Source organism: Paenibacillus pabuli, assembly GCF_039831995.1.
GTDB classification, from domain to species: Bacteria; Bacillota; Bacilli; order Paenibacillales; family Paenibacillaceae; genus Paenibacillus; species Paenibacillus pabuli_C.
Genome location: NZ_JBDOIO010000001.1, coordinates 145,980 through 168,399 on the forward strand (window position 1 = coordinate 145,980; position 22,420 = coordinate 168,399).

Sequence of the window (22,420 nt, forward strand, 5' to 3'; positions counted from 1 at the left end):
GAGATTACGTCATGTTGAAAGATTTTTATTATTCTAGAATGATGCAGCGTAGTGCGAGTAATGAGATTCCATATACAACATCGCGACACAGAATTAAGATGCACACTGTTAATATTAACGGTAAAGAACTACCATTCACGATTCAAGTAGATCATGGTACTGAAAACCCAGCTAAATGGCCTGATCTTGTATTCCTGGGAACCGCAGACGACAGTAACATTACATACAATTTTATTTAACTGGAGGTATCGACTTGGATAAAATTATGACAGCTGCTGATTATATCGCTGTACAACATAACTTGACATTTGTTAAACATGCAATTGAATATACTGAAGGACTCATCACAAAAGTAAAAGATAGCGGACACATTATTAGAATAACACCAAATTTAGAAGCATTAGAGAAGTCACGACTGGATTATGAAGATTCTATCGAAAGTCACTTAATGACGCTGAAAGCAACAGCAATTAGATTACAGGGTACGTTAATTGGGTATGAAACTATGATGAAGTCCGGGCAAAAATTAGTTTCACTTGACATCATGTACGATATCGACTCTAATACAACAAATTATGAAGTGTCATTCCATATAGCAGAGGATTGTGAATCTACAGAAGAGGAATTTTACGTGTACCGTATTGTAGGGGATTCCCGATTGTACTGTACAATGAATTTCCTTACTGCTGATACTACTAATATTGGCGAAAGCTTCGATTATATTGTAACAACACAAATGAATAATATATTCGTAACATCGTGCACTGACTCCACGACCCCTGGGGATGGTGCAATCGAAAACTATGTTTGGACAACTGAGGTGATGAAAGATGACGTAATTGAAGCGCTGCAACTATATATTGCAGACAGTAAATAAAAACAGTATATATCGAAATTAAAATTCACTTGCATAAAATGCACCTTTCACAGCTATTATATAGTCCCTCTTGATTCCTAATGATTAAGGATAAGAGGGATTTTTTATTAGCGTATATAAGAAGTAACGGAAAATACACAGGGATTGAGGGACAACGTGAAAAAGAAGAAGGTCGACAAATTCGTTGCAACTATTATGGTAGGTATCGGTATAATATTCTCTATATATGCATTATTTACCGATGAGATCAATAAGATTATAGACAAGGATCCTATAGTTGTCGAAGCAGATCATCAGCTAGTATTTCCAAGCAGTAAATATCCCGAAACAGCCGAGCACATTAAGGAAGCTATCGCTAACGGAGAGTCAAGAATCTGTACTATCGACCGCGACGGAGCCGAAGAGAATCGGAAATTATCTTTAAAAGGTATTCCAACCAAAAAGGGATTTGACCGTGACGAGTGGCCAATGGCAATGTGTGAAGAAGGTGGTGAAGGTGCCGATATTAAATACATATCCCCTTCCGATAATCGTGGTGCAGGAAGTTGGGTAGGTAATCAACTTGAAGACTTTCCCAATGGTACAAGGGTTGAAATAATCGTAAAATAAAGGAGAATTTTACATTGGCTCATATTGAAAAGATTATTCAGGATTTTATGCCCCAAGGTGATTATTCGATCGTTGGGATAAACAGTTCTCTGGTGGTAGATTATTTGCTTGCTGCTATGGCTGATCATTACGCATCGATGAATAAATCTGTGCTGGTGTTGAGCGGCAGTTGTGATCGGGTAAAGGACTTAATCGCTCGGAGAATCGGAGGTAAGTTTCACTTAGATCATGATCAAAAACAAGCAATATTCCTCAATATGCATATCAATAATTACTACGAAACCCACGTAGATAGTTATATTGACCATTGTTATAATATGCGTCCCGATGTTGTGTTGATAAATACTGGGGTTAAAAATTTCGATCATATTGAGGTATTTGACAATCTGGCACGTATATATTTCAATAACCCGCAAACAACTCTAGTTAACCTTTTTATCAGCAGAGAACTTAATCCACACGATCATATCTATAAGACAGCACGTAATAGAACAATAGTCACACGCAACGAGGATGAAATTTATTTGAGAACTACTGACGAATCAAAGATAGCATTTTACTATTACAGATCTGGAGACTGGCCTTATACCCAGGACTCTATATAACAAACTACTTACAGCAGAGGAGACAATTATGCTAAAATCAATTTATAAACGGTATGAGGAAAATGTTAACATCGCACCTTGTACTGTATTTGGTGCTATTGTATTCGGTTTGAACCAGAAGAAATCTGGAACATTCAATTACTACGCTACACCACCTGGAATTATCGGTTATATCATTCAATTTCTAGATAATGGTGAGTATTATGCATTAACTCGCGATGAAGCATTCACTTTAAGTTATTCTTATTGCGAAAATAATGAGTATAAGGGAATCAACAACAGCTTATACTTTAACAATGCTATTCATCATGCTAAGATGAATCATAAAGATGGAACTGAGCATTTCTCACTTCGCGGAATAGTTGAAGGAGCATCTCTACTTAATTCCGAAACTGTTTCCGATCCTGTAGCAGAAAGTGACGCTTATAATGTTAGCGAATCTGAAGCCGCTAGAGAACGAATTACAGCTATTGTGAATGGTATAATTCCTTCTAGCGACGCACTTTTGAAATTGATCAATGACTTCTATCTTGGTGGAGCATTGGTTAGTGCTATCCATGAACTTGAGGTTTAAATATTTCGTTTTTATGAATATAGGGTGTGGGGAACACAGTGTTTACTGAACCCGAATCTTAGCAGTTATTAAGAAATAATGGTAAAAGCAAGGTTGATTTGGGACTATAGTTGTGGTATAATAAGGTAGCTGGGGGTAGGACTAAAGGCCTAAGGGGATGAAAACTTGTGAAAATAGACCTACAGCACATAGAACTTACGAATCACCGGATTATGTTTGTTGTCGCTGCAACTTTCAGTCGGAGTGCTGGTTCGGAAGATTTTAGACCTGGTGAAGCAATCGGATATGCCGTTATGAATAAAGAGACTGAAAATTTAAAGATTATCACCAGTGATGAAGCTATTAACTTGGCTCACCGACGGTACAGCGAGTATCAGGCAGGTAAATCTGAAACTCCACTCTATTACGAAAATGCTTTAGCTATCGTAAGAACTTTCCGTAATACTGATTATAACCTTTTAATTGGACTCGATGGCAGACGTCCCTACACTGAGGAAACTGTTGCAGATTTGACTGGCAGTAGACGTTGGAACTATGCTGATTATTCATCAGCTAAAGTCCAAGAGACTGCTTATCAGCTCGCAAGAGATATTTTACAAGGTAAGTATTCAACAACCCCTGCTATGGATGAATTATTGGCTAGGTGGAAAGCCCAGGAACTTCGGAAAATGGGATATAACCAGAATAGTTAAACATATCCAAGCTGCTCTTATTCTACTACAACGTGATTAATTGAGAGCACATCACGAATTACATCATAGTCACTACATATAAAGCAATATCAATTAAATTTTAATAACTACCCTAAAGCTGACATTAACAGTGTCAGCTTTTATTTACAAAGAAGGAGAAGTAGAGTCGTAGGGTACGATTTCGAAAAACATCATGATCGAGAATATGGCTAGTAGTTCCAGCTCACTTGGAATCGTTGATATTAGTAGCCTCTTTGAAAATGAGCATGCAATTGTTGAGGTGTATGAGTACTCCAACTTCATCTCACTGGCTAATATCGATGTACATGAGGAGCAACGTCGTAACGGAATCGGTACTGAGATTATCCGAAAAATTCGAGAATATTCGGCTCAAGTTGGAAAACCTATCATCCTAATCGCAGTTGACCCTGAGGGTGATACACCAAGTTGGTTGGAAATTTTCTATCATAACAATGGATTCGATACTAATCGTCGAGGATCAGATTTTACAGATATAGATTTGGTATACCGACCACTGCACTAATTACTAACGTCAGCTAAGGCTGGCGTTTTATTTTGCTTATTTATATAATCCTTTAGATGTCCTTATCATTAAAGTAGGTTGAAAGACTAATAGAATATAATATATTAGGAGTGATAGATTTGTCTAATATTACCTTCAGACGTCAAAAACATGAGATGATCGTTGAAATGGGTGCTGAAGCTCAGAAACTTAAAATAGAACGCTTCCAGGCAGAGGAAATTATTTTGAATTCCTATATACATACTGATAATGACACCGCTAAGGACTTATTGCACCGTTATGAAAAATTAATCCTCCTTTGCAGAATTAATTATAATGCGTATAAGAAGCATCGCCGCTCAGCTCACTTGGAACTGGTTAAGTACATTGAAGAAAACAATTATAGACGCCAATGGGTTGAACTATGCCATGTTATCAACAATAATATTAAGCGCGATTCGCTGATTGATATTTTGGTTTCGGAAATGATGGAAACTTGGATGTCATTTACTTGGGATCGAGATACTTTCATTGTGGGACTCACTAAGGATAATACTGAGTGGATCGAACGCCCCCAATATTATGGCGATTATGATAACGAATTTTATCAGACAACTATAGATTTTAACAACGGCAAGATTAAGGCTGAGAAATATGTTGAGCGTACGCGTGAATTATACTTAAACAATTGGGATACTCAGCGTAACGAGCAAAGTTATACTGTAACACTGATTCATATGATCGCACTACTTAATCAACGAACTATGAATATCTACCCTAAAGAATGGGTGGGACATTTCACTAACACTCCTGAAAAGTTACGGTTGTATAAAGATACTTCAGTTTACAAAGATCTATTGGCAACTGAGCGTAAGTATATTATCGACCGCAAAGGAGTTACTGTTCGACTTAAAAATGCGGGTAAATATCGTGAAGTACTCTTCATGGAAGATTTAACCTATGATGGAAGATTGGTCATGCTTTACAAGATGACAGACCTCTATGGAGACAGTACAATGGGGTACTTCTTCCCTAATACCGGAGAGTTTTTCTGTGGCTATAAGTATGCTGGGGCTGATTTCTTGGCTGAAGATCATGCGCATAATATTTTCGAGAACTTTATTCTTGAACTTTACTGTGATTTGACTTGTGATTTACCTAAGGACCGGAAACGCATTTACGCGATCAAAGAAGTTGAGGATTTATATGATCCTGCATTAAACGATACAAATATTTATGTACAGTACGAGGTATACAGTCCTAGTAGAGAATCTGAAGGTAAGTCTCGAAAAGGTGGAAAACAGCGCAGTCATCAGCGAATTTACACGACACGAAAATTACCTGAAGGTAGAAAAGCTTCCGAGGATGCTATTGAACGTGCTAAGGAATACGGTATCGATTTACAGGACGGGGAAACCTTTGTTCGACCTTATTGGGTCGGTATCAATCAGGTACGTAAGGAAATCTGATTGTATTACAACGGAGGGCAGCGGAAAATAAATATGAAATATCTTCACGATTGGAAGCCAGGTGTAAATTTCGATGATTTTGTCGATGTAGGGGACTATGTTAATTGGGAGATCATCGATCACTTTTATAGTAGACGCATTATAGTAAAGTATAACGGAAGTTACCTTCAAATTGGGCCAGGACACGGATTCATCGACGGTAGAGACACATTCTTTACTTTCAGTAAAGATCCTTTTACGGGGAACTGGGTATACTACGGTCGATGCCACTTAGGTGAGAAATATCACCGTGGGTACGCTTAATTCACGATAAAGGAGGAAACAAACATGAAAACTTACAACGAGTGGATGGAATCACAAATAAATTTCGACAAATTTGTAAATGTAGGCGAAACAGTTGACGAGGAATTTGTTATGTACTTTGTAAATATATTACCTCCGCACTGGAACGGCGAAACTTACGTTCAAGTTGGATCGCCGGCTGATTCAGTCAACGGACTTAACACATTTACTACATTCATTAAAGAAAATGGTGTATGGACTTATATAGGTGAGTGTCACTCAGGGGATACGGTACACACTGTTAATACGTATTAATGACTAAATGTTGAGGTGACTACCAATGAATAAAGAGTACATTGAAATGTGTAGGCGTAGCCTTAATCTACAGGGATGTATCATGTCAGACGAGAACAGCGGATTTTACAGCTTTTTCGGTGAGATTCATCGTCATGGAATTCCTGCAGGTGAGACAATTCTAGTTGGGGTCAATACACTTAAAGGTTATAGCGAACGTATTGCTATAAACCCCTTCGATCTTAAATTTGTTCGTGGTGAAGATGCTGATATTATGTATCTTGAAGGTGGTGTGAATTTTAGCCCTACCGATTTGTCACAACAAATTATGGGTATTCAGTATAATGCGAAACACAATTATGACTTTCCTCACTGGTCTCCGGAAGAACACTTCCGGCAATTGTATAAGTGGGAACCTGAGGACAATACGCAAGAATTAGCTTATTTAACACGTAATGGATATGGTAATGAGTTTGTTTGGTGGATCCCTTCGCTAGAGAAACTCATTGATATTATTAGCAACTATTACGCTGACTTCGATATTCTTGAAGAACTCATCAAATTCCGTGATCATTGTAAATTGGGACATATAACTGATATGCGTGAAATCGCATTGCGCATGTACCATTATGCAGTACGTCAAGAAGTTTGGAATGGAATTCGTTGGGAACATGTCGAGGACGATTATATGGGTTACAACTCACGAAAAAACGTAGATGTTGTTTAATATCAATTAAAGCCAGGGATTATTTCCTGGCTTTTTTATATCAAAAAATAAGTAAATGAATTAAGGTGTATAGGAAAAATATAGTTAATTAATTGGGGGGAATATAACAATGTATCAAGGACTAATTTACAATATTGTTGAAGAATCGAAACTTATTGAAATGGGTATCGGGGCTTCTCAGACACGCGATTTTATTGCTGAAATGACACGTGTAATTCGGGCTGAATCTGATGAGTTTTACGAAGATGGTGAACTTTTTCACGGTACTTATAAAACAGCTGTTGAATTCAACTATACGCGTTTTGCAGTAAAATACTCTGCAAGTTACTATCCGGCTGCTATGGGTGAAGATGGCGACGCTATCTGGATTAAAGAAGTTACTAAACTATAGAACTAGTCCCATATGATGCGTATTAATTAGGTAGTATATAAAGAGAAAGACTATTAATCTAATTTTATTATCTTATTAGTCTAACTTACTAATCTATTCGGAGGTACATATGAAAACTTCATACGCAAAAAAGACCAAAGGGACTAGCAAATTTACAATTGTTATGACTATCTTGGTAGTGGTCGCACTACTAACTACGCTAGGATTTGCGCTAGCAAAACAGGATGTAATTGCTGAAATGAGTTACGATGATATACCTGTTATTGGTTCTGGTACTGCACCAATTAAGATAGTCGAAGTTGGGGACTTCAAGTGTCCTGCATGTTCATACTTTGCAACTACTATCAAACCACAGCTGACTGCCGATTACATTGATAGTGGTGACGTTGATTTCTATTTTGCAAGTATGCCTTTCATTGGACCTGATTCTACTACTGCTGCTGAAGCAGGTATGGCAATTTACAATCAAAAACCAGAAGAGTTCTGGAAATTTTATGATTTCATTTATTCACACCAACCTGATGAGAGTGAAGTTTGGGCAACACCTGAAAATCTGATCTCTGCCGCTAATACTGCTGAACTCGATGTAGATATGGGTCAATTGCTTAAAGATATCAAAGGTGGAACTTATGCGGATAGTGTGAAAGCTCAGAACGCATGGGCTAAGGATAACGGAGTAAGTTCTACACCTACATTGTTTATCAATGGTAAAAAGTTGGTTGACGGAAATAACTATGAATCTGTTAAAGAAGCAATCGAAGAAGCTAAAGCTGACTTGAAAGCTGGCGACGCTCAATGAGAAGCTTTCTAAAGTATAACTACCTTTATCTTTCTTGGGTAGTGTCTCTGGTGGCTACCGGAGGTAGTTTATTCTTGAGTGAGGTAATGCATTTTAACCCTTGCAATTTATGTTGGTATCAGCGTATTTTAATGTACCCTTTGATATATTTACTTGGGCGGGGAGCATTAAAGCAGGATAACAAAATTGTAGGTTATGCGATGCCTTTCAGTATACTCGGATTCTTTATCGCTTTATATCATTACGGAAAACAAAAATTACCTTGGATTGATCAAATTGCACCATGCAAAGTTGGTATTCCTTGTAGTACTAAACAGCTTGAATTCTTTGGATTTATTACAATTCCATTCATGTCGATGGTTGCCTTCTTGATCATCTCCGTGCTGCTAATTATCGGTAGCCGTTTAAATAAAAATAGATAATTAGAGGGCGGCAATATTGTATTGTCGCCTTTTCTTATTAATCATTGAATGGTCAACTGAATACTATAAGAAGAATAATTCTAAGAAGAATTTTCAACTTATATATGAGGTGACACTTATGAAAAACGACTTTGATTTCAAGGAACAGCTCTACTCCTGCTTCCATTTCGACTTTATTGAGAAGGCTATCGATAACTGTATTATCAATGGTAATTTTAACAATAACTACGAGATCGGTGATATCAACCAACTGGTAGATTTTACATCACCTTTCTGGAAGGCTACGCACGATGCATTATCCGCACAACCTCAATACGGGGATCTTAATTCACAGCTAATTTACTATCTCAACACTAAAATTTTTGGTGATAATGTAACACAAACTGACCCTCAAATGTACGTTAAAGATAGTAGGGTTTTGTTGTACACGGGGTACGAACCAGAATAAGCCTAATAAATTACTATAGGAGAGTCTGTAATGAAAACAGTCGAGGACATCTATCTTGAAATACTTCAGGGTAACAGAAGGTCATTTCCACCTTTTACTTGGTCACCAGGTAATAACGGGCATGATAGTTTCCGCAGATGTATTCGATACTTATTTCAGGAAATCCTCCATATGGATCGTAAGCAGATCGTTGAAAACATTGGACATGACCTAATATTAAAATATAAGTTGTACGGGGGATTTACCACGCTTTTTGGTAGTATTAATAGCGTGGTAGACTATTGTTTTCCTGAACATGATATAAAACCTTGGGAATTAAAGAACATCCCTCCTAACTACTTTTTTAATCAAGACAACATTATTTACGCGGTCAGATGGTTATTTAATGAGAAATTAAAGATGACTAAAGATGAGATTGTTGCATCTAGAATAGTCACTGATATATTCGCAGAACACGGGATGAAGCACTTATTAGAAGGATACCGAACTTTATATAAGGACAATAAAGCCGGGATATTCAGTATACTTAATCTGGCTTTCCCTGAGTACAATTTATATATTACTGATTTCAGAAATGCTTTAGGAAACGATGAAGAATTACGTCTCGCTGTAAGACATTATATAAAGGAAACGCTCGGTTTTAGAAATTACAGTAGCATTAAAAACAACATTACACCTAAGCATTTCAGCGAAGGCGAAGGCAGATTCATCTTACAAAGGTTCGATAAAAATTTATATAAGGTGCTAAATTTTGCTTATCCCGATAAAGACTGGGAGTCTATAAAAGGTAAAAGATTTTTCGACCGAGATAAAATAACTGAGTTAAACAGGAAGAATTTCAGAAAATTAACTGAAGCTGATCTTAAGGAGATATACGACAAAATGACTGACGGTATGTCTTCAATGGAGATTGCGGAAGAATATAAAGTTAGTTCTGCTACTATTAGTGGGATGATTAGTGGCAGATCCTACAGCGAGTTTAAATCTACATACCTTAAAGACTACATCACTACCAAAGATGTTGAAAATATTTACGGTTACGAACGTCAGAAACTATCCTATCTTTATCGGTGTGGTGAGATTAAGGGTATAAAGATGCTACATTTTATCCTGATACATGAGAAAAGTTTAAAGAAGTACGCTCTATTACATCCTGATAAACTAATAGTAAATCGATACTAAGTTGTGGAGGTGACAATATACGAATGCAGATAACTGTAGAAATTGTTAAAGATGTTTACTGGGACAACTGGGGTAACATTGTCAAAGTTTTTGACCGAGGTGATACTGTTACAGGTAGTGCTAGATTCGATGCTAATGGGAATATAGAATCATTTAGCGCTGTAAGTAAATATCATCCAGGTATTTCAGATTATCTCGATTTGGATGAAATTCGAATTGTGGAGGGGTATTCATGGAATCGGTAGTTATAGGTGAAATTAATTTTAGAGGTGAGCATCGTTATGTGCATTTGACTCGATATCCGATGGGTAATTGGATAGCAATGGTGCTCTTGCCTTTTAATTATTTTGCACGAACACCAGAAATGGAGATAGTCAGTGTCAATTTACATGGTGAGGTTCCTTTTGGTCTTGCTCCCGATGAGATTGTCCTATCTGAAAATAATTTTCGCGAGGGACTCGTAGATACTCTTGTTGAAGCTGGACTCGTATCAAGAACTGATATGTATATTGACAGTGGGTTCGTTAAATTCCCTGTTTGTAAAATAATCGGAGATTACACTAGCCATGTCTGAGCGCGAAGAAGTGTTGAAATTAGTTCGGGCGTATATTGAGAAAATTGAGACACATGATTTTCACGATGAGCCGCCTTTAAGTGCTAAAGGTGGGGCAAAATTAATGATGAAGGCATTATATTCCGATTTAGCTTCGGGTGAAGATATTGACCACATTATAAAAAATTTGAATGAATAACGGAGGATTATTATGGTAGAACGTAAAAGTATTGGATACCAAGAACCTGGTGCAATTGGTGCAGCATTCGCAATTTTGTACTCTACTGATTTCCAGCCTTATCTTAGCAATACGCTGTTAAGTGACGAAGAACGGCAACGCAGAGTACCTTTGGTATTTTTCATTAACCGTTATGATGGTACTCTAGGGTTCCCCGGAGGTAAGGTTGAAGCAGGTGAAACTATCGAACAGGCTGTACTTCGTGAAGTAAGTGAAGAAATTAATGTCGATCTTATTGCTACACATCTCGATGCATTGTGTAGTCACCGTTTTACTACGAGTTCAGGTAAGGTAATGAACACACATGCCTTTGCTTATGAACTTGAAACATCTGCATTGAAACGAATCGCTGCTTATATCGGATCATCTGATAACTATTTGAACGAAGTTTTCGGTTGTGTATTGGCTCCAATTTATGATTTTGCACCTAACCGTGGCTTCATCAACTTTATTGGATCACCGATGGCTTCATCTGTTAAAGAAGAACTCGCTGTATTTATTCAGAGTTTCGATCTCATGAGTTACGAAGCTATGTATTATGACTACCAGGTTAACGGCTATAACGTAGCTGAAATGCTGCAATTCAGGTAAACGGAGGAATAATATATGACGCTTATTAAAAGTATTGAACTCCACTCTGGTAGTAGCCGATTCTGTGATGTTTCTGTTGTTAACGGAACTATTGAATTGGTAAACTTTTATCATGGTGGCGGTGGTAAAAAGGTATATTATGTACCTTTGACGCATATGACTGATGACGACTTGATTAAATATATCGATGAGATCGAGAAGTACATTAATGAAACATCCTGCTATCCTGAGCCAGAAGGTTTTGACATTCAGATTTACGATAAAGACGGAAACAGATTTTACTGGCCAGACTAAAAGTAACCCTATTACTTGGAATTATCTGAGTAATAGGGTTATTTCATTTATAATATCTTTAAATAGTCGTATTAATTAAGGATTAAGAATGATAGGTTAATAATATAAAAGTATACATATCTGGAGGTACATATGAAATTATACTTAACCGATATCACCCTCAGCCATTAGGAAATTACCCTATGATTCCTAATGGCTGAGTCTCACTTTAGGGGATGATATCTATGTCGAGAACTCAAGCATATTACAGGCACCATCGCTTCCGTGTTATTAATCGTAAGAAAAAGCTTGCAAAGGAACTTTTATGGCATTATAAACATGCTGGTAGTTTCGCTAAGGGTAAGATTCACTGCGGATGCGGAATGTGTATCCCAAAATGGGGGAGGCATGGTCCTAAAATGTCTGACATCATTAAAATTCAGGTACAATCTGATAAAATTAAAGATTATTACGAGGGTAGGTTAGACTAAAATGGCATACAGTACTCAGTATCTTTCCTCAATAGACAACAAGCATCATGTACACGAAGTACCGAATCTTGTATATGATATAGACAACGCAATTAAAAAGGGATACAAAGGTCAGAGAAGATTTTACTTCAGCCTGCCTGATAGTATAACCATGACAGTTCTGCGCGACCTTATTTCAAGGTACAAGAATGCCGGATGGAGAACTGTTGCTTACGCTTCGAATAACAGATTAATGTTAAGTCGGTATGTTATACCTGTCATGTAAGTATCGTATACATTTAGTATTAACAAGGAGTGATAATAAAGTGAAAAATATCTTTTATAGAGAAGCGCATGTTGAGGACAACGAGGGTCGCATTAAGATTAATCATGAACTCGAGAATTTTGAATCCCACACTTTCGGTTCTAATGCTGATAATTATGAAACTTCTACTTTTAATACAGCGATGGCAACATCAGTTTCTCGTAAGTCTAAGGGGAAATTTTACTTAACTCTTATTGAGTATAAATCTAGTTCAGTTGTCGCGTCTGTCACTGAGTTTGAAACTGCCGATGATATTATCGATTTCCTTAAGCATACTATGGGTCATCATGGTGTCACTACTCAGTCAATCGTTGAAGATTTTGCCCAGCTTAATTGGGTATAGTACTTAAATTCTCGGAATTAGTTACCAACTTTATCGTAAAGATTAGGTTAGTGTAAATGATTCCGAGATTTAATATTTTATAGGGGGAATTTAAATGTCAAGAAGTTCGGCGCAAAAGAAACTGGCTCATAAATTAAGGCAAAATCCAACTGGTCATGACCCACGTAATAGTCGAGGTAGTTGGCACGGTGTTAAGCCTATTTCTAAAGTTAGACCAGGTAAGCGTAAATATGATATTAAAGACCGAGATTCAGATGTTGTTCCATTCGATGTTATGAACAGTGCTTCGTAAGATGGAATGGATCAATACCTGAATTAACAGGGGGGTGCTCGTTATGTATGTTAGTGTAAATGGTGTAAATTATACACTTGAGGAAGCTGAGCGGTTAGGAATTTTAGAGCCTCTCGAGAAGAATGTTGAAACTGATTCAGTGGCTGATTTGGAATTATTAATCGACACTGAAACTCGATCATTTTCTATACGTATTGGTACTAATGATTTTAAAGACGTGCCAAAGGATGTTATGGTCGACGTCACTGGGTTCGGTACTTTCAAAGGATGGAAGGATTACATAGAAAGTGAAGGACTCGCTGAAGATGAGGAATTCTTGCAGGAGATTGCTGAAGGGATGAAATTATATGAGTGAGGTATATACAACAGAAAAATACTGCTTTTATAGTGGCGGGGTGTATCACGACTTTTGCGACCATCCTAAAGTACTGCGTATGTATGGTGATCAGCCGCCTGAAAATGTGCGTAAAGTTCGATTCACTGCTGACTCTAGTATCGATGATAAACGTAATGGATTCTGGGGATTTTACGAATTCAAAGATCAGGATTTTACGTTAGTCTATCAAGGATATACTGTACTTAGTATATGTTTCCCTTCTGGTGTCGAAGCAGAGGTTCAACGTAATAAAGGATTCGTTTCCGGTTTACGTTTGGAGGAAATCGATATCACTAAGGAAGAACAACTTGCAGGTTCTTCTTATAGAGTCTAATAACTTACCTAATTCACTAATAGGAGTGATAATTATGAACGATTATCAAAAATTGCTTTCCGATGAAGCGCAACGCCTTGGAATTACTGTTGAGGAAGCTACTAAACTTGCTGCGGCATGCTTGGCAATGTCCTCTGATGCGCAGCTGAGACTCTACAACAAAAGTTTCAAGATTATTGATAAAGAACACTTAGTACGACGTGATATCCGACGCAATACATCAGAAATAGACGAATAATAAAGTTAGGAGAGATTGGATGTGAGATACAATGTAGGAGATATTGTCTATGTCGAATTACCGGCAGGTGACGGTAAAACTAAAGTACGACCTGCCGCTGTAGCAGGTACATACCATGACGCAATAGAGTTTGTGTTTCTATATGCTATAACTTCACAGTATGACGAGTATAACATTTATCACAATATTTACAGACACCCCATTAGCTTTTGGCAATCTGCTGGGTTGGTCAAAAAATCATATATAAAAGTTGGGGAAATATTCACGGTCGGAGCCGAATTCATCTCTGATATCGGTGGGCACTTAATCGACGAAGACTATGAGAACTTCCTCTCAGTTATCGATTACTCGCGTATTATTTAGGGGGAATAACTATGACAAAATATTCGAATCTTCTTTACACAGGTAGATTTCAACCTCCTCATCTAGGGCATTGTTCTGTAGTTGACAAAGGACTTGAATTAGCTGAAAAGGTGATTATTGGTATTGGATCGTCTCAGATTGATGGTATTCAATCCCCATTCACAATTCGTAATCCTTTACCCGCTGAACTTCGGGCAAAGCTCTGGCATGATATTTACGGTGATTCAGTTGTAACTGTACTTATTCCTGATAGAACTCATGAAAATGATAATAACGGTGAATGGGGCAGGTGGTTACTTGACTATGCTAAGCAGGGATACGGAGCAGACATTCAAGGACTCATCTACTCTGATGATGAGGGTCGATCTGATTGGTTCTATCCAGAAGATCAAGCAAACCTGGAATTTGTAGTATTGCAACGTAACGCTGTAGTTGATATTAGCGCAACCCAGCTACGAGAAGCAGTTGCAATTGGAGATTTTACTACTTATGCTGCTTATACACATGTTAATACGCATCACCGTTTCGAGGAAATTCAGCATTACTTATGGCAGCACGAATACTATCAACAATTAAGACAATAATATGTACAGTAAATTTAGGGAGTTGAATAACTGTGTTCGACATTACCAGGAAAGCTAGGGCTATCCCTCACAAATTTAAGGAAAGCGGAAAATTGCAGGTACAGCCTTATGGAAATAGCGAGCGCTTAGTTATTCCAGTTTGCCGCAAGAAACTCGAGGATTATCATATCTACGTTCATAAAGAATGGGAAGGAAATGGTTTCGGTCACTCAAGTTTAATTATTATCTGGGAGATTGCAACAAGTACTGCATATGTAGTAAATACATCAACTACATTCAGTGAGATGGTCAGATATTTGGAGCAGGCCCAATTGGGTAAGCGAAAATAATTCAATAACTCCGGAATCCGTTCATTTAGATTAAGTATTAGTAGAGATACTGATGCGGGTCTAAAATGAGCGGATTTTTACGTTTTAAATCTACAATATTATAATTTTAAAGTCCCTTAATGGTCGTATTAAATATAATATTAGTAGAGAAAGATAAGATAATTAAAGGGGGTGGCAACATGAGAGTTTTAAAAAAGGTCGCAGAGGAAGTACAGCTAATTCTTATGATTGTCGGTAACGGAATTAGAAGACACGGAGCAGGAATATTTGTTCTTATGGATAACGAAGTTGTTCATTCATATGAAGTGAGGGGTAAAAATGGAGAGATAGTCATATTCCGTGTCCTGTTCAGTCCAGAAAACCTTGACTTTCAAGTTGAGCCATCGCCTAGGGCAGCTATAGATTCATCAAATTTACAGAAAACTGTTGAGGATTTGATCTCCGGGGCTTTTTCCAGAAGTTCACTGTTTAAAACACACGTTTAAGGGAGATTTCTATGAGACTTCATTTTGAGTTCGGATTTCATGTATCACGTTTATCTGAAGAATATTACGGTGGCACTGATGAGTTTGTGGGTCAGCTTAATCGATACCTAGCTGATATTTTAGGTAATACTTCGTATAAAGTAGTTTTAACATCCAGTGACATACCTATCTTCAGAAATAAAGGTTACATTGAGTCCGATTTAACATCGGTTGATGATATTGATAATGCTTTTAATGTGATGCACATGTATTTAATGTTCAGTCATGAGTTAGCTGCGCACGATATTTGCACGGCTGAACGAGTCAGATACGATTTTTGATATATGCTCAAGCATATAGTCTATAATATAAAATAGCACTAAAATTAATCGAAAACATTCTTCACTTAGAAAGGCAAGCAGAACATGTATTAATGTGATTGGAGGTGCATCTGTAATATGTATTGGATGAAATCTGTACGCTACGTCGGTATTATTAGGTGCATCTGACGCCATCTGATCTGACAATGGCGCGGATCAAATAATGATGCGTTATGCATGGGATAATAGTGTCGGAATACTTCGATGATATCTGTGTATGGGAAAATGAACTCGCTTCTAAAAATATTTCCCGCAAGAATAAGAAGAAAATTTATGATCCACTTAAGGATCGGTATTACAAGCACCGTAAGGTACTTCGGGGACGTCCTCGAGTTATGAAAGAAACAAAAGTTAACCGAAAACTCGTGCAAGGTGAATTTCGCACTCGAATGAAGAATTATCTTTATCACGATTGCGAATTGTCTGTTGTACCTCACGAGTACAGAACTTACGGTTGGAGAACTTGGTAATACTATTATGTCTAGCGGTCGCTATTTGACCGCTTTATTTCACTTATTATTGAGGGGGATTTTTAATGAGTTACAATGAATTTCTGGTTATGAGTGCTAAAGAATTTATTGATGGACATTTTGAAAACTATATTGCTGAGCGTAAAGCTTTGGGTAATGATTTTATCGCTTACCTGAATGAGCAGTACGAACGTGGATACGTTAAAGAAGGTAGCGATCTAGGTGAGATTTTCTTCGCTAATATCGGAACCATTTACTTCGAATTTACTAAAACTCCACTAGGGAATGAAGTATCACGTAAAGAAATGTTCCCTTACTTTACTCAATTCGCTAAGCAATTTGTTTTACAAGCCGCTATCTCAGCTATCGAACTGATCAATATGCGATTGACTGAAGTTTCCGAATCACTAACACATGACGTGAAGTACTATTCTAATATCGATCATGATTGGTCAGATTTTACACACTATCCCGATTTCAAGTTGGCGGAAGGTTTCGAATCTATTGACGACAACATTAATGAATTGAAGGAATACCTGAGTATCAAGGATGAAATTCTTGATGTCGCATTGGGTCGGGTAACTGTTAAGGAGATAACTATTAAGGAGGTTTAATAATGTTTATCTGCGAACCTTGTTTACATGAGAACTTTACAAACGTTGGATTTGCGCAGAGCCGTGGTAATTGTGAGTACTGTGGTAAAGCTGCTAATTGTTATGATATTGCGTCTAAGTTTTTGGAACCTGTTAATCGTCTTAACCCTTTCTATGTCCATGACATGCAGGGTTATCATTATCTAAGTGTTCCTGACACATTACCAGAGAACTATTACTGGAATGAAGATAATTTGCTTACATTTAAGGGTAAGCTGTTGATTTATAACGGCGAATACGTTCAACGCTACGGCGAACATACTCACTAACACCATTGGAGGACATCATGTTAAATGTGAATACGGTAATATATGATATTGTAAGACCCAAATACGGCGGTGCTTTGGTAGTAGGGTATTTGGTTAAGAATGAAAGTACGGGTGTTATTGTTGGTAAGACTCATGATGAAATCATCGCTGAGTTCTACAACGGTTTCATGTACTGTAACTTTGGTAATATGGACGCAGGTGGTGTATTCTTCCCTGGAAGTTCACGCATGATTTACGAAGAACAAGCACATGATTTCCAACTTTCGAAAAAACTACAGCTTAATCTGGATTCGGCTGAACCTGAGGGAATTATTGTTCAGGGCTATCTGAAAGTTGATGGACTACAGCCTCCTGAATCACAGCTGAATAAATAGAGGTGGTCACCTTATGTTTAAGAAGGATGTAAAGGTGGGCGAAGAGTATTTTTGTCAGTATGGGACTGCAGATTCACATATAATTCGATGTGAAGGATTAAACGGTCACTTTGAAAATTATATTCGTGCCAAAAGCCGATATCATTATAAAACATACGATCTTGATGCTAAGCAGATAATCCCTAATCCCAAAAAACTACAGAATATCTACTGGCAGATTATCACATATGCTAACGCGTACTTGGAGAATCCTTTATGTCTTGTCGAAGTACCTGAGACTATTCAAGTTGGAGCACATAATGTTGTGATTCACTCTGTTGAGGGTGACAATATGTGCATTTTCGATTCTTACGGGATCTTACGTCATTATGACATTCGGAAATATCACGAAGTTGTTGAGGATCGTATCTTGACCTATGGTGAGCAGTGTACTCTGGGTCATTTTCTAAGCACAAACGACGAGATGAAAAATTTATGTCAGTGATGTATAAAAATTGTACATCGGGCAATAATAAGTATTAGATAAGTGAGGGAAGTTCAAATACGTTGATTAACGTTTTGTCAGTAACTTCTTATCTCGTGCTAACGAAAATAGATTACGCTAACGGCGGTCTTCAGTAGTTTACAGCACGTTGCGATGCAGAGACACCTGTGCCCTGATGTGGCTGGGTGTCTTTATTTTTGATTAAATAGGTGATTACAATTAAAGTCATAAAGATATCGCTAACAATAAGTAAAGTTGAAAAGAAGCGGTACATTTGGGATCGCTAATAATATATTGAAGTTGGGGTGTGTTTAAATGTCAGATAGTGCTTACGCTGAGTTTGAGAGAATGCTGATGGACAAGGGTAGTGTCTACTTAAACACTTACAACTCTATTCATACTAATGCTATTATTAATTTTGTTGAGACGTATGTTGCAGATTCGAGTTATACCATCGTAATACATAGAGATATTCATGATGTAGATACTGTCAAGGAATACTTAAAGTCTCAACCAGATATAAACATCTTCCTCGACACGAAGGTTTCAACTACCACATCTAAGAATGAGAACATGCGTATTCTATGGGGATTGGGAAAGTCTACAGGATCGATTGGTTTTTACCAAGATATATTCTATAGTAACGCTATCACGGATGCGCTAAGATTGAATGAGTTGGCTCAGATACATGTTTAGCATATCAACTAGGTAGCGTTAAATTTACCTGCTGAGTAAGGAATAATAATAGAATCCACAGATACTCACTTTAATTAGGTATAGGTTGATATTCTAGTATTTAGACTATCAATTTTTAATTCAGACTATGTAGCGCTCTGGATATAAAATACCTTAAACTTCTTTATTATTCCAAACTACGGAGGTTGGTCTGTGGATAAAAACTACGCGCTTCTAAACGTTTTCCATATTAATAAAGATAGCGACAAAGGGATATTTTTGTACCGACAGCTAGATAGATTTTACATCGAAGTATCTGACGCTCACCGATCTTTTGTGATAAAGGAATTCCGAACGCGTTTAGCTGCTGACGATATTTATGGTAATGTAATTCAGAACTATATCGGTAGGGTCGGCAGATGTAACAAATTTTCAATAATCGAAAGACTACTCATAATTTCAGACATATTACTTTCCAGCAAGTCTCTAATCGAGGAAGGATTAATCCGTAAGGAAATCACGGAAATGGAAAGGAGAAATTTATTTGACGATAGTTAGTGACGATCAATTGGAGAAACTAGCGGAACGGATCAAAGATTTACTTGAGCGGAATGACTTGTGGGAACACGGTAATAGACTCTATTTCAACAATAAGGCAGTTTGTGCTGCCTTAGGTGTAATTGATGATATTGATGTGACAAAATACCATGAGTACTCAAATCCGGAGACTATCACTATGATGGTTTATGGTAGGTTCCAAGAAATTATCAATCATTCAGGTGGACCTATCCTTGAAGAATTCAATCAACTCATTAACGAGTACGGATTTTACTATGAGCAAGGTACTCCAAGAGATTTATCATTATTTAAACGTCATTAACCCTACAATAGTAGGGTTTTCTTTTTGTATAAATTATATTATAAAATTGTGTCGTATGAACATCGCATAGATTGACATAATTGTCAAATTGTGATATAATTTATTTATAAGGCAGATGGACTGTCTTAGTTTCCTTCTATAAAACCAAACTTACCTCTAAATCTACATATCTATTATTTTCAGTTGCACTTCAAGTCCCGCAGAGATAAAACGGCTTCTATTACTGTTTTAACTGCAAAATCTTCAAACTACACTGGTGCCTGAGTTAACCTCACTACCGGCAAATACTTTAAATCTCCGCTGCAGATTTAAATCCCATGGCAGGCGAAGTAATCTTCTTATTTTTCAATAGGATCATTATAGATAGGGTGATGTTCTTAACAGAATGTCACCCTATTCGCCAATTCAGGGGTGGTATTCGTTTGTACCAGTCTTAATTTGGAGGGTGTTGTATTCATGTATACTTGCGCGTGTAAAAGAACAGCTGACGGTTTCGCTGTATGTCGAATTTCTGGAGACGAAACTCCTTTATGCTCATATTGTAAGGACGCATTGTTCGATAAAATCTATTCGAAAAGTACTCATAAATACATTTATAACTCTTCACTCAACTATAACGAAGTCGAGATGAAAACTTCTGATATTGACGCATATAGTTTAACTATCGAAGATTTTAAAGCGTTAATTGACTATGCTATCAGTATTCGCGATTTCGATTGGGCATCGTATCTGGTAAATTTACGGAACCGAAAAACTGCTAAATAATGTATAATGGTTCTCGGATGTGTTCAAAATCCGACATTATCCGATAATTTAATGGTGACATTCCGGGATGAATTTCATTGGTAAATTACTTAGAAATATGGTATAATTACACAAAGTAATTTTTGCCAATTGGACTACTCATTAAGAAACGGATTGATACATTATGGGACAATTAAGAATAGTATCTGCCGAAAACCTTCGATTTTTGATGAAAACTTATAAAGAACCCAGTTTGCCTCGATCAGATCAGGAATGGATAGATCATGGTACTTATTACGCAAATCTCGCTTTGAGAACTTTGCTAACTCAAATGCCTGTTGCATCTATTCAAGACGACTGTTTACGTCGAGCCAAACTGGGTTTCACTTTTCACAGTGTGGCACTTTCTTTTTCACGCCCTTATGGCACATGGACTGAATTTGAAGGTAACTCATTACTTCGATATGTTGAAGCTAGCGATTTATGGCAGAGTCTATTGATGGTGTTCCCTGGTTGTGAACTAGATTTTACCTTCCGTGACGTATCCACAATACTACATATTAGTTGGAAAAGTGAATTTGGGAGGTAATTATATGTTCGAGATTGTATGTTTGCGTTGTGGCGGAGACGAAGTAAATGTCGATAAAAGTGTGGATGGCGTATATATTCAGCGTCGTAATTCAGAATGTGAACACCTGGTAGAATATACATACAGTGAGATACCAGCTGACTCAGCTGTACCTACGGAATTAAATTAAATATCTAATAGGTATCGCACATATTATTTAATTGATAATGATATGGGGTAGTTAAAAACTAAGGCACCTTATAGGGTGTCTTTTTTGATGGGCAGAATATTATCGGATTAATTCTTCAGTCAAGGAGGAGAATTATGATAAACTATACTGACATTGGAATCAATACTCTGTTACCTCATGAATGTACATTCCTCGAATCTTTTATGTACGACGAAGACTATATGAGCAGACCTGTCGCCTTTGGCGATGAGGCGAACGTTTATATTTTTGAACGGTTAGCAATAAAATATCGACGTTACGCTATGAATTTAACTAATGAAATTAAAGCCCAGCAGTTAATGGCGAGTGTCTCTGATAACTTCCTGCCAGTTTACGCTTATGGTGAGAATTTTATTGTTATGCCTTGGGTAGCTGGTACTATACTAGAAGAGTTAAATCCATCTAGTGACTGGTTAAAACAGTTAGCCAGTGAATTAGCTCCAGCTTTTGTACAGGCAGGCGTGGAACCTAAAGATTTACATCAAGGTAATGTGATTATCGATTATTCAGGTAAAGCATATGTCATCGATTTATCTCGGTACTTCATTTACAGCGGAACGGATTCAAAGTATATTCCGCCATTACATGAAATGGAAGAGCACGTTTATAATTCATTAGAAGCCTAGGAGGATATTATAATGCGATATGTTGAGGAACTAATCAGAGTAAAACGTATTAATAGTCGGGCAGCAAAGTACGTCAGGGAGTTAGTTGGTTCGGAGCGAATTAGTAGGACTTTAGTTAAAGAAGAGGTTGACTATATCTTCAGCATACTCTCTATTCCTTTTGAAAGTCTCGAAGGACATGACTTGCGTGTGTTTTATTCTCAGTATGGGTCATCTGGATATAGTTCTACCGTCTTCATTGACGAAGGTGAGATCAGATTTTACACTGCAGAACCTGAAGGTCTAGTCACAAATTCATTTACTGATGAGCTAATTTTGTTTGAGGTCATTCATTAAACCCTTGTGACTAAAAATAATCGTTTTAAATAAGTGTTAGTAAAGATAGGAATATTAAATAAAAT

At 37.2% G+C, this 22,420-nt stretch carries 37 protein-coding genes; all 37 read left to right on the top strand.

The annotated features are described in order from the left end of the window. The first annotated feature begins 11 nt into the window (after positions 1-11). A complete protein-coding gene (locus tag ABGV42_RS01010) occupies positions 12-239 on the top strand; it encodes a hypothetical protein (RefSeq protein ID WP_347379957.1) in 228 nt (75 codons plus the stop codon). Positions 240-253: 14 nt separating this feature from the next. Continuing rightward, a complete protein-coding gene (locus ABGV42_RS01015; protein WP_347379958.1) occupies positions 254-877 on the top strand; it encodes a hypothetical protein in 624 nt (207 codons plus the stop codon). Positions 878-1,033: 156 nt separating this feature from the next. Beyond that, on the top strand, positions 1,034-1,486 hold the full coding sequence (locus ABGV42_RS01020; RefSeq protein ID WP_431523591.1) for a DNA-entry nuclease: 453 nt from the start codon (positions 1,034-1,036) through the stop codon (positions 1,484-1,486). 14 nt (positions 1,487-1,500) lie between these two features. Further along, a complete protein-coding gene (locus tag ABGV42_RS01025; RefSeq protein ID WP_347379959.1) occupies positions 1,501-2,091 on the top strand; it encodes a hypothetical protein in 591 nt (196 codons plus the stop codon). Positions 2,092-2,119: 28 nt separating this feature from the next. After that, positions 2,120-2,665: a hypothetical protein gene (locus ABGV42_RS01030; protein ID WP_347379960.1), complete on the top strand. Its 546-nt coding sequence runs from the start codon at positions 2,120-2,122 to the stop codon at positions 2,663-2,665. A gap of 167 nt (positions 2,666-2,832) precedes the next feature. Next, entirely contained in the window at positions 2,833-3,357 is a 525-nt protein-coding gene (locus ABGV42_RS01035; RefSeq protein ID WP_347379961.1) for a hypothetical protein, read from the top strand. A gap of 193 nt (positions 3,358-3,550) precedes the next feature. Further along, on the top strand, positions 3,551-3,901 hold the full coding sequence (locus ABGV42_RS01040) for a GNAT family N-acetyltransferase (RefSeq protein ID WP_347379962.1): 351 nt from the start codon (positions 3,551-3,553) through the stop codon (positions 3,899-3,901). 119 nt (positions 3,902-4,020) lie between these two features. Continuing rightward, the gene (locus ABGV42_RS01045; RefSeq protein WP_347379963.1) at positions 4,021-5,349 is read left to right on the top strand and encodes a hypothetical protein; all 1,329 of its coding nucleotides are present in this window, start codon (positions 4,021-4,023) and stop codon (positions 5,347-5,349) included. 327 nt (positions 5,350-5,676) lie between these two features. Beyond that, positions 5,677-5,946 (top strand): hypothetical protein, encoded by a 270-nt coding sequence (locus ABGV42_RS01050; RefSeq protein WP_347379964.1) that lies wholly within the window; start codon positions 5,677-5,679, stop codon positions 5,944-5,946. 82 nt (positions 5,947-6,028) lie between these two features. Further along, a complete protein-coding gene (locus ABGV42_RS01055) occupies positions 6,029-6,652 on the top strand; it encodes a hypothetical protein (protein ID WP_347379965.1) in 624 nt (207 codons plus the stop codon). A gap of 109 nt (positions 6,653-6,761) precedes the next feature. Further along, a complete protein-coding gene (locus ABGV42_RS01060; RefSeq protein WP_347379966.1) occupies positions 6,762-7,043 on the top strand; it encodes a hypothetical protein in 282 nt (93 codons plus the stop codon). Between the two features lie 109 nt (positions 7,044-7,152). Then, positions 7,153-7,842, top strand: a complete 690-nt coding sequence (locus ABGV42_RS01065) for a DsbA family protein (RefSeq protein ID WP_347379967.1) — start codon at positions 7,153-7,155, stop codon at positions 7,840-7,842. Further along, on the top strand, positions 7,839-8,264 hold the full coding sequence (locus ABGV42_RS01070) for a disulfide oxidoreductase (protein WP_347379968.1): 426 nt from the start codon (positions 7,839-7,841) through the stop codon (positions 8,262-8,264). Before ABGV42_RS01065 ends, ABGV42_RS01070 begins: the two co-directional genes overlap by 4 nt. A gap of 118 nt (positions 8,265-8,382) precedes the next feature. Continuing rightward, on the top strand, positions 8,383-8,712 hold the full coding sequence (locus tag ABGV42_RS01075; RefSeq protein ID WP_347379969.1) for a hypothetical protein: 330 nt from the start codon (positions 8,383-8,385) through the stop codon (positions 8,710-8,712). 30 nt (positions 8,713-8,742) lie between these two features. Then, a complete protein-coding gene (locus ABGV42_RS01080; protein WP_347379970.1) occupies positions 8,743-9,894 on the top strand; it encodes a DUF4046 domain-containing protein in 1,152 nt (383 codons plus the stop codon). Between the two features lie 23 nt (positions 9,895-9,917). Then, on the top strand, positions 9,918-10,139 hold the full coding sequence (locus ABGV42_RS01085) for a hypothetical protein (RefSeq protein WP_347379971.1): 222 nt from the start codon (positions 9,918-9,920) through the stop codon (positions 10,137-10,139). Further along, positions 10,127-10,468 carry a hypothetical protein gene (locus tag ABGV42_RS01090; protein ID WP_347379972.1) on the top strand — a complete coding sequence of 114 codons (342 nt, stop codon included), beginning with the start codon at positions 10,127-10,129 and terminating at the stop codon, positions 10,466-10,468. Before ABGV42_RS01085 ends, ABGV42_RS01090 begins: the two co-directional genes overlap by 13 nt. Further along, the gene (locus tag ABGV42_RS01095; protein ID WP_347379973.1) at positions 10,461-10,646 is read left to right on the top strand and encodes a hypothetical protein; all 186 of its coding nucleotides are present in this window, start codon (positions 10,461-10,463) and stop codon (positions 10,644-10,646) included. Before ABGV42_RS01090 ends, ABGV42_RS01095 begins: the two co-directional genes overlap by 8 nt. Positions 10,647-10,658: 12 nt before the next feature. Next, positions 10,659-11,276: an NUDIX domain-containing protein gene (locus tag ABGV42_RS01100; protein ID WP_347379974.1), complete on the top strand. Its 618-nt coding sequence runs from the start codon at positions 10,659-10,661 to the stop codon at positions 11,274-11,276. 15 nt (positions 11,277-11,291) lie between these two features. Further along, complete coding sequence (locus ABGV42_RS01105) at positions 11,292-11,570, top strand: hypothetical protein (RefSeq protein WP_347379975.1); 279 nt, start codon at positions 11,292-11,294, stop codon at positions 11,568-11,570. A gap of 775 nt (positions 11,571-12,345) precedes the next feature. Next, entirely contained in the window at positions 12,346-12,687 is a 342-nt protein-coding gene (locus ABGV42_RS01110; RefSeq protein ID WP_347379976.1) for a hypothetical protein, read from the top strand. Between the two features lie 94 nt (positions 12,688-12,781). Further along, complete coding sequence (locus ABGV42_RS01115; RefSeq protein ID WP_347379977.1) at positions 12,782-12,979, top strand: hypothetical protein; 198 nt, start codon at positions 12,782-12,784, stop codon at positions 12,977-12,979. A 43-nt stretch (positions 12,980-13,022) separates the two neighbouring features. Beyond that, positions 13,023-13,334 (top strand): hypothetical protein, encoded by a 312-nt coding sequence (locus ABGV42_RS01120; protein ID WP_347379978.1) that lies wholly within the window; start codon positions 13,023-13,025, stop codon positions 13,332-13,334. Beyond that, on the top strand, positions 13,327-13,689 hold the full coding sequence (locus ABGV42_RS01125) for a hypothetical protein (protein ID WP_347379979.1): 363 nt from the start codon (positions 13,327-13,329) through the stop codon (positions 13,687-13,689). Before ABGV42_RS01120 ends, ABGV42_RS01125 begins: the two co-directional genes overlap by 8 nt. A 34-nt stretch (positions 13,690-13,723) precedes the next feature. Next, a complete protein-coding gene (locus ABGV42_RS01130; RefSeq protein WP_347379980.1) occupies positions 13,724-13,927 on the top strand; it encodes a hypothetical protein in 204 nt (67 codons plus the stop codon). Between the two features lie 21 nt (positions 13,928-13,948). Beyond that, the gene (locus ABGV42_RS01135) at positions 13,949-14,290 is read left to right on the top strand and encodes a type II toxin-antitoxin system PemK/MazF family toxin (protein ID WP_347379981.1); all 342 of its coding nucleotides are present in this window, start codon (positions 13,949-13,951) and stop codon (positions 14,288-14,290) included. An 11-nt stretch (positions 14,291-14,301) separates the two neighbouring features. After that, entirely contained in the window at positions 14,302-14,874 is a 573-nt protein-coding gene (locus tag ABGV42_RS01140; RefSeq protein WP_347379982.1) for an adenylyltransferase/cytidyltransferase family protein, read from the top strand. Positions 14,875-14,906: 32 nt separating this feature from the next. Beyond that, positions 14,907-15,203: a hypothetical protein gene (locus ABGV42_RS01145; RefSeq protein ID WP_347379983.1), complete on the top strand. Its 297-nt coding sequence runs from the start codon at positions 14,907-14,909 to the stop codon at positions 15,201-15,203. A 179-nt stretch (positions 15,204-15,382) separates the two neighbouring features. Beyond that, positions 15,383-15,688, top strand: coding sequence for a hypothetical protein (locus ABGV42_RS01150; protein WP_347379984.1), 306 nt, complete (start codon positions 15,383-15,385; stop codon positions 15,686-15,688). A gap of 11 nt (positions 15,689-15,699) precedes the next feature. Next, positions 15,700-16,008, top strand: coding sequence for a hypothetical protein (locus tag ABGV42_RS01155; RefSeq protein ID WP_347379985.1), 309 nt, complete (start codon positions 15,700-15,702; stop codon positions 16,006-16,008). Between the two features lie 574 nt (positions 16,009-16,582). Next, positions 16,583-17,131: a hypothetical protein gene (locus tag ABGV42_RS01160; RefSeq protein WP_347379986.1), complete on the top strand. Its 549-nt coding sequence runs from the start codon at positions 16,583-16,585 to the stop codon at positions 17,129-17,131. A 2-nt stretch (positions 17,132-17,133) separates the two neighbouring features. Further along, entirely contained in the window at positions 17,134-17,439 is a 306-nt protein-coding gene (locus ABGV42_RS01165; RefSeq protein WP_347379987.1) for a hypothetical protein, read from the top strand. Between the two features lie 17 nt (positions 17,440-17,456). After that, positions 17,457-17,813 carry a hypothetical protein gene (locus ABGV42_RS01170; protein ID WP_347379988.1) on the top strand — a complete coding sequence of 119 codons (357 nt, stop codon included), beginning with the start codon at positions 17,457-17,459 and terminating at the stop codon, positions 17,811-17,813. Between the two features lie 13 nt (positions 17,814-17,826). Beyond that, the gene (locus ABGV42_RS01175; RefSeq protein WP_347379989.1) at positions 17,827-18,297 is read left to right on the top strand and encodes a hypothetical protein; all 471 of its coding nucleotides are present in this window, start codon (positions 17,827-17,829) and stop codon (positions 18,295-18,297) included. Between the two features lie 1,219 nt (positions 18,298-19,516). Continuing rightward, positions 19,517-19,852 (top strand): hypothetical protein, encoded by a 336-nt coding sequence (locus ABGV42_RS01180; RefSeq protein WP_347379990.1) that lies wholly within the window; start codon positions 19,517-19,519, stop codon positions 19,850-19,852. Between the two features lie 1,636 nt (positions 19,853-21,488). Next, entirely contained in the window at positions 21,489-22,019 is a 531-nt protein-coding gene (locus ABGV42_RS01185; RefSeq protein ID WP_347379991.1) for a hypothetical protein, read from the top strand. A gap of 12 nt (positions 22,020-22,031) precedes the next feature. After that, positions 22,032-22,355 (top strand): hypothetical protein, encoded by a 324-nt coding sequence (locus tag ABGV42_RS01190; RefSeq protein WP_347379992.1) that lies wholly within the window; start codon positions 22,032-22,034, stop codon positions 22,353-22,355. Positions 22,356-22,420 lie beyond the last annotated feature (65 nt).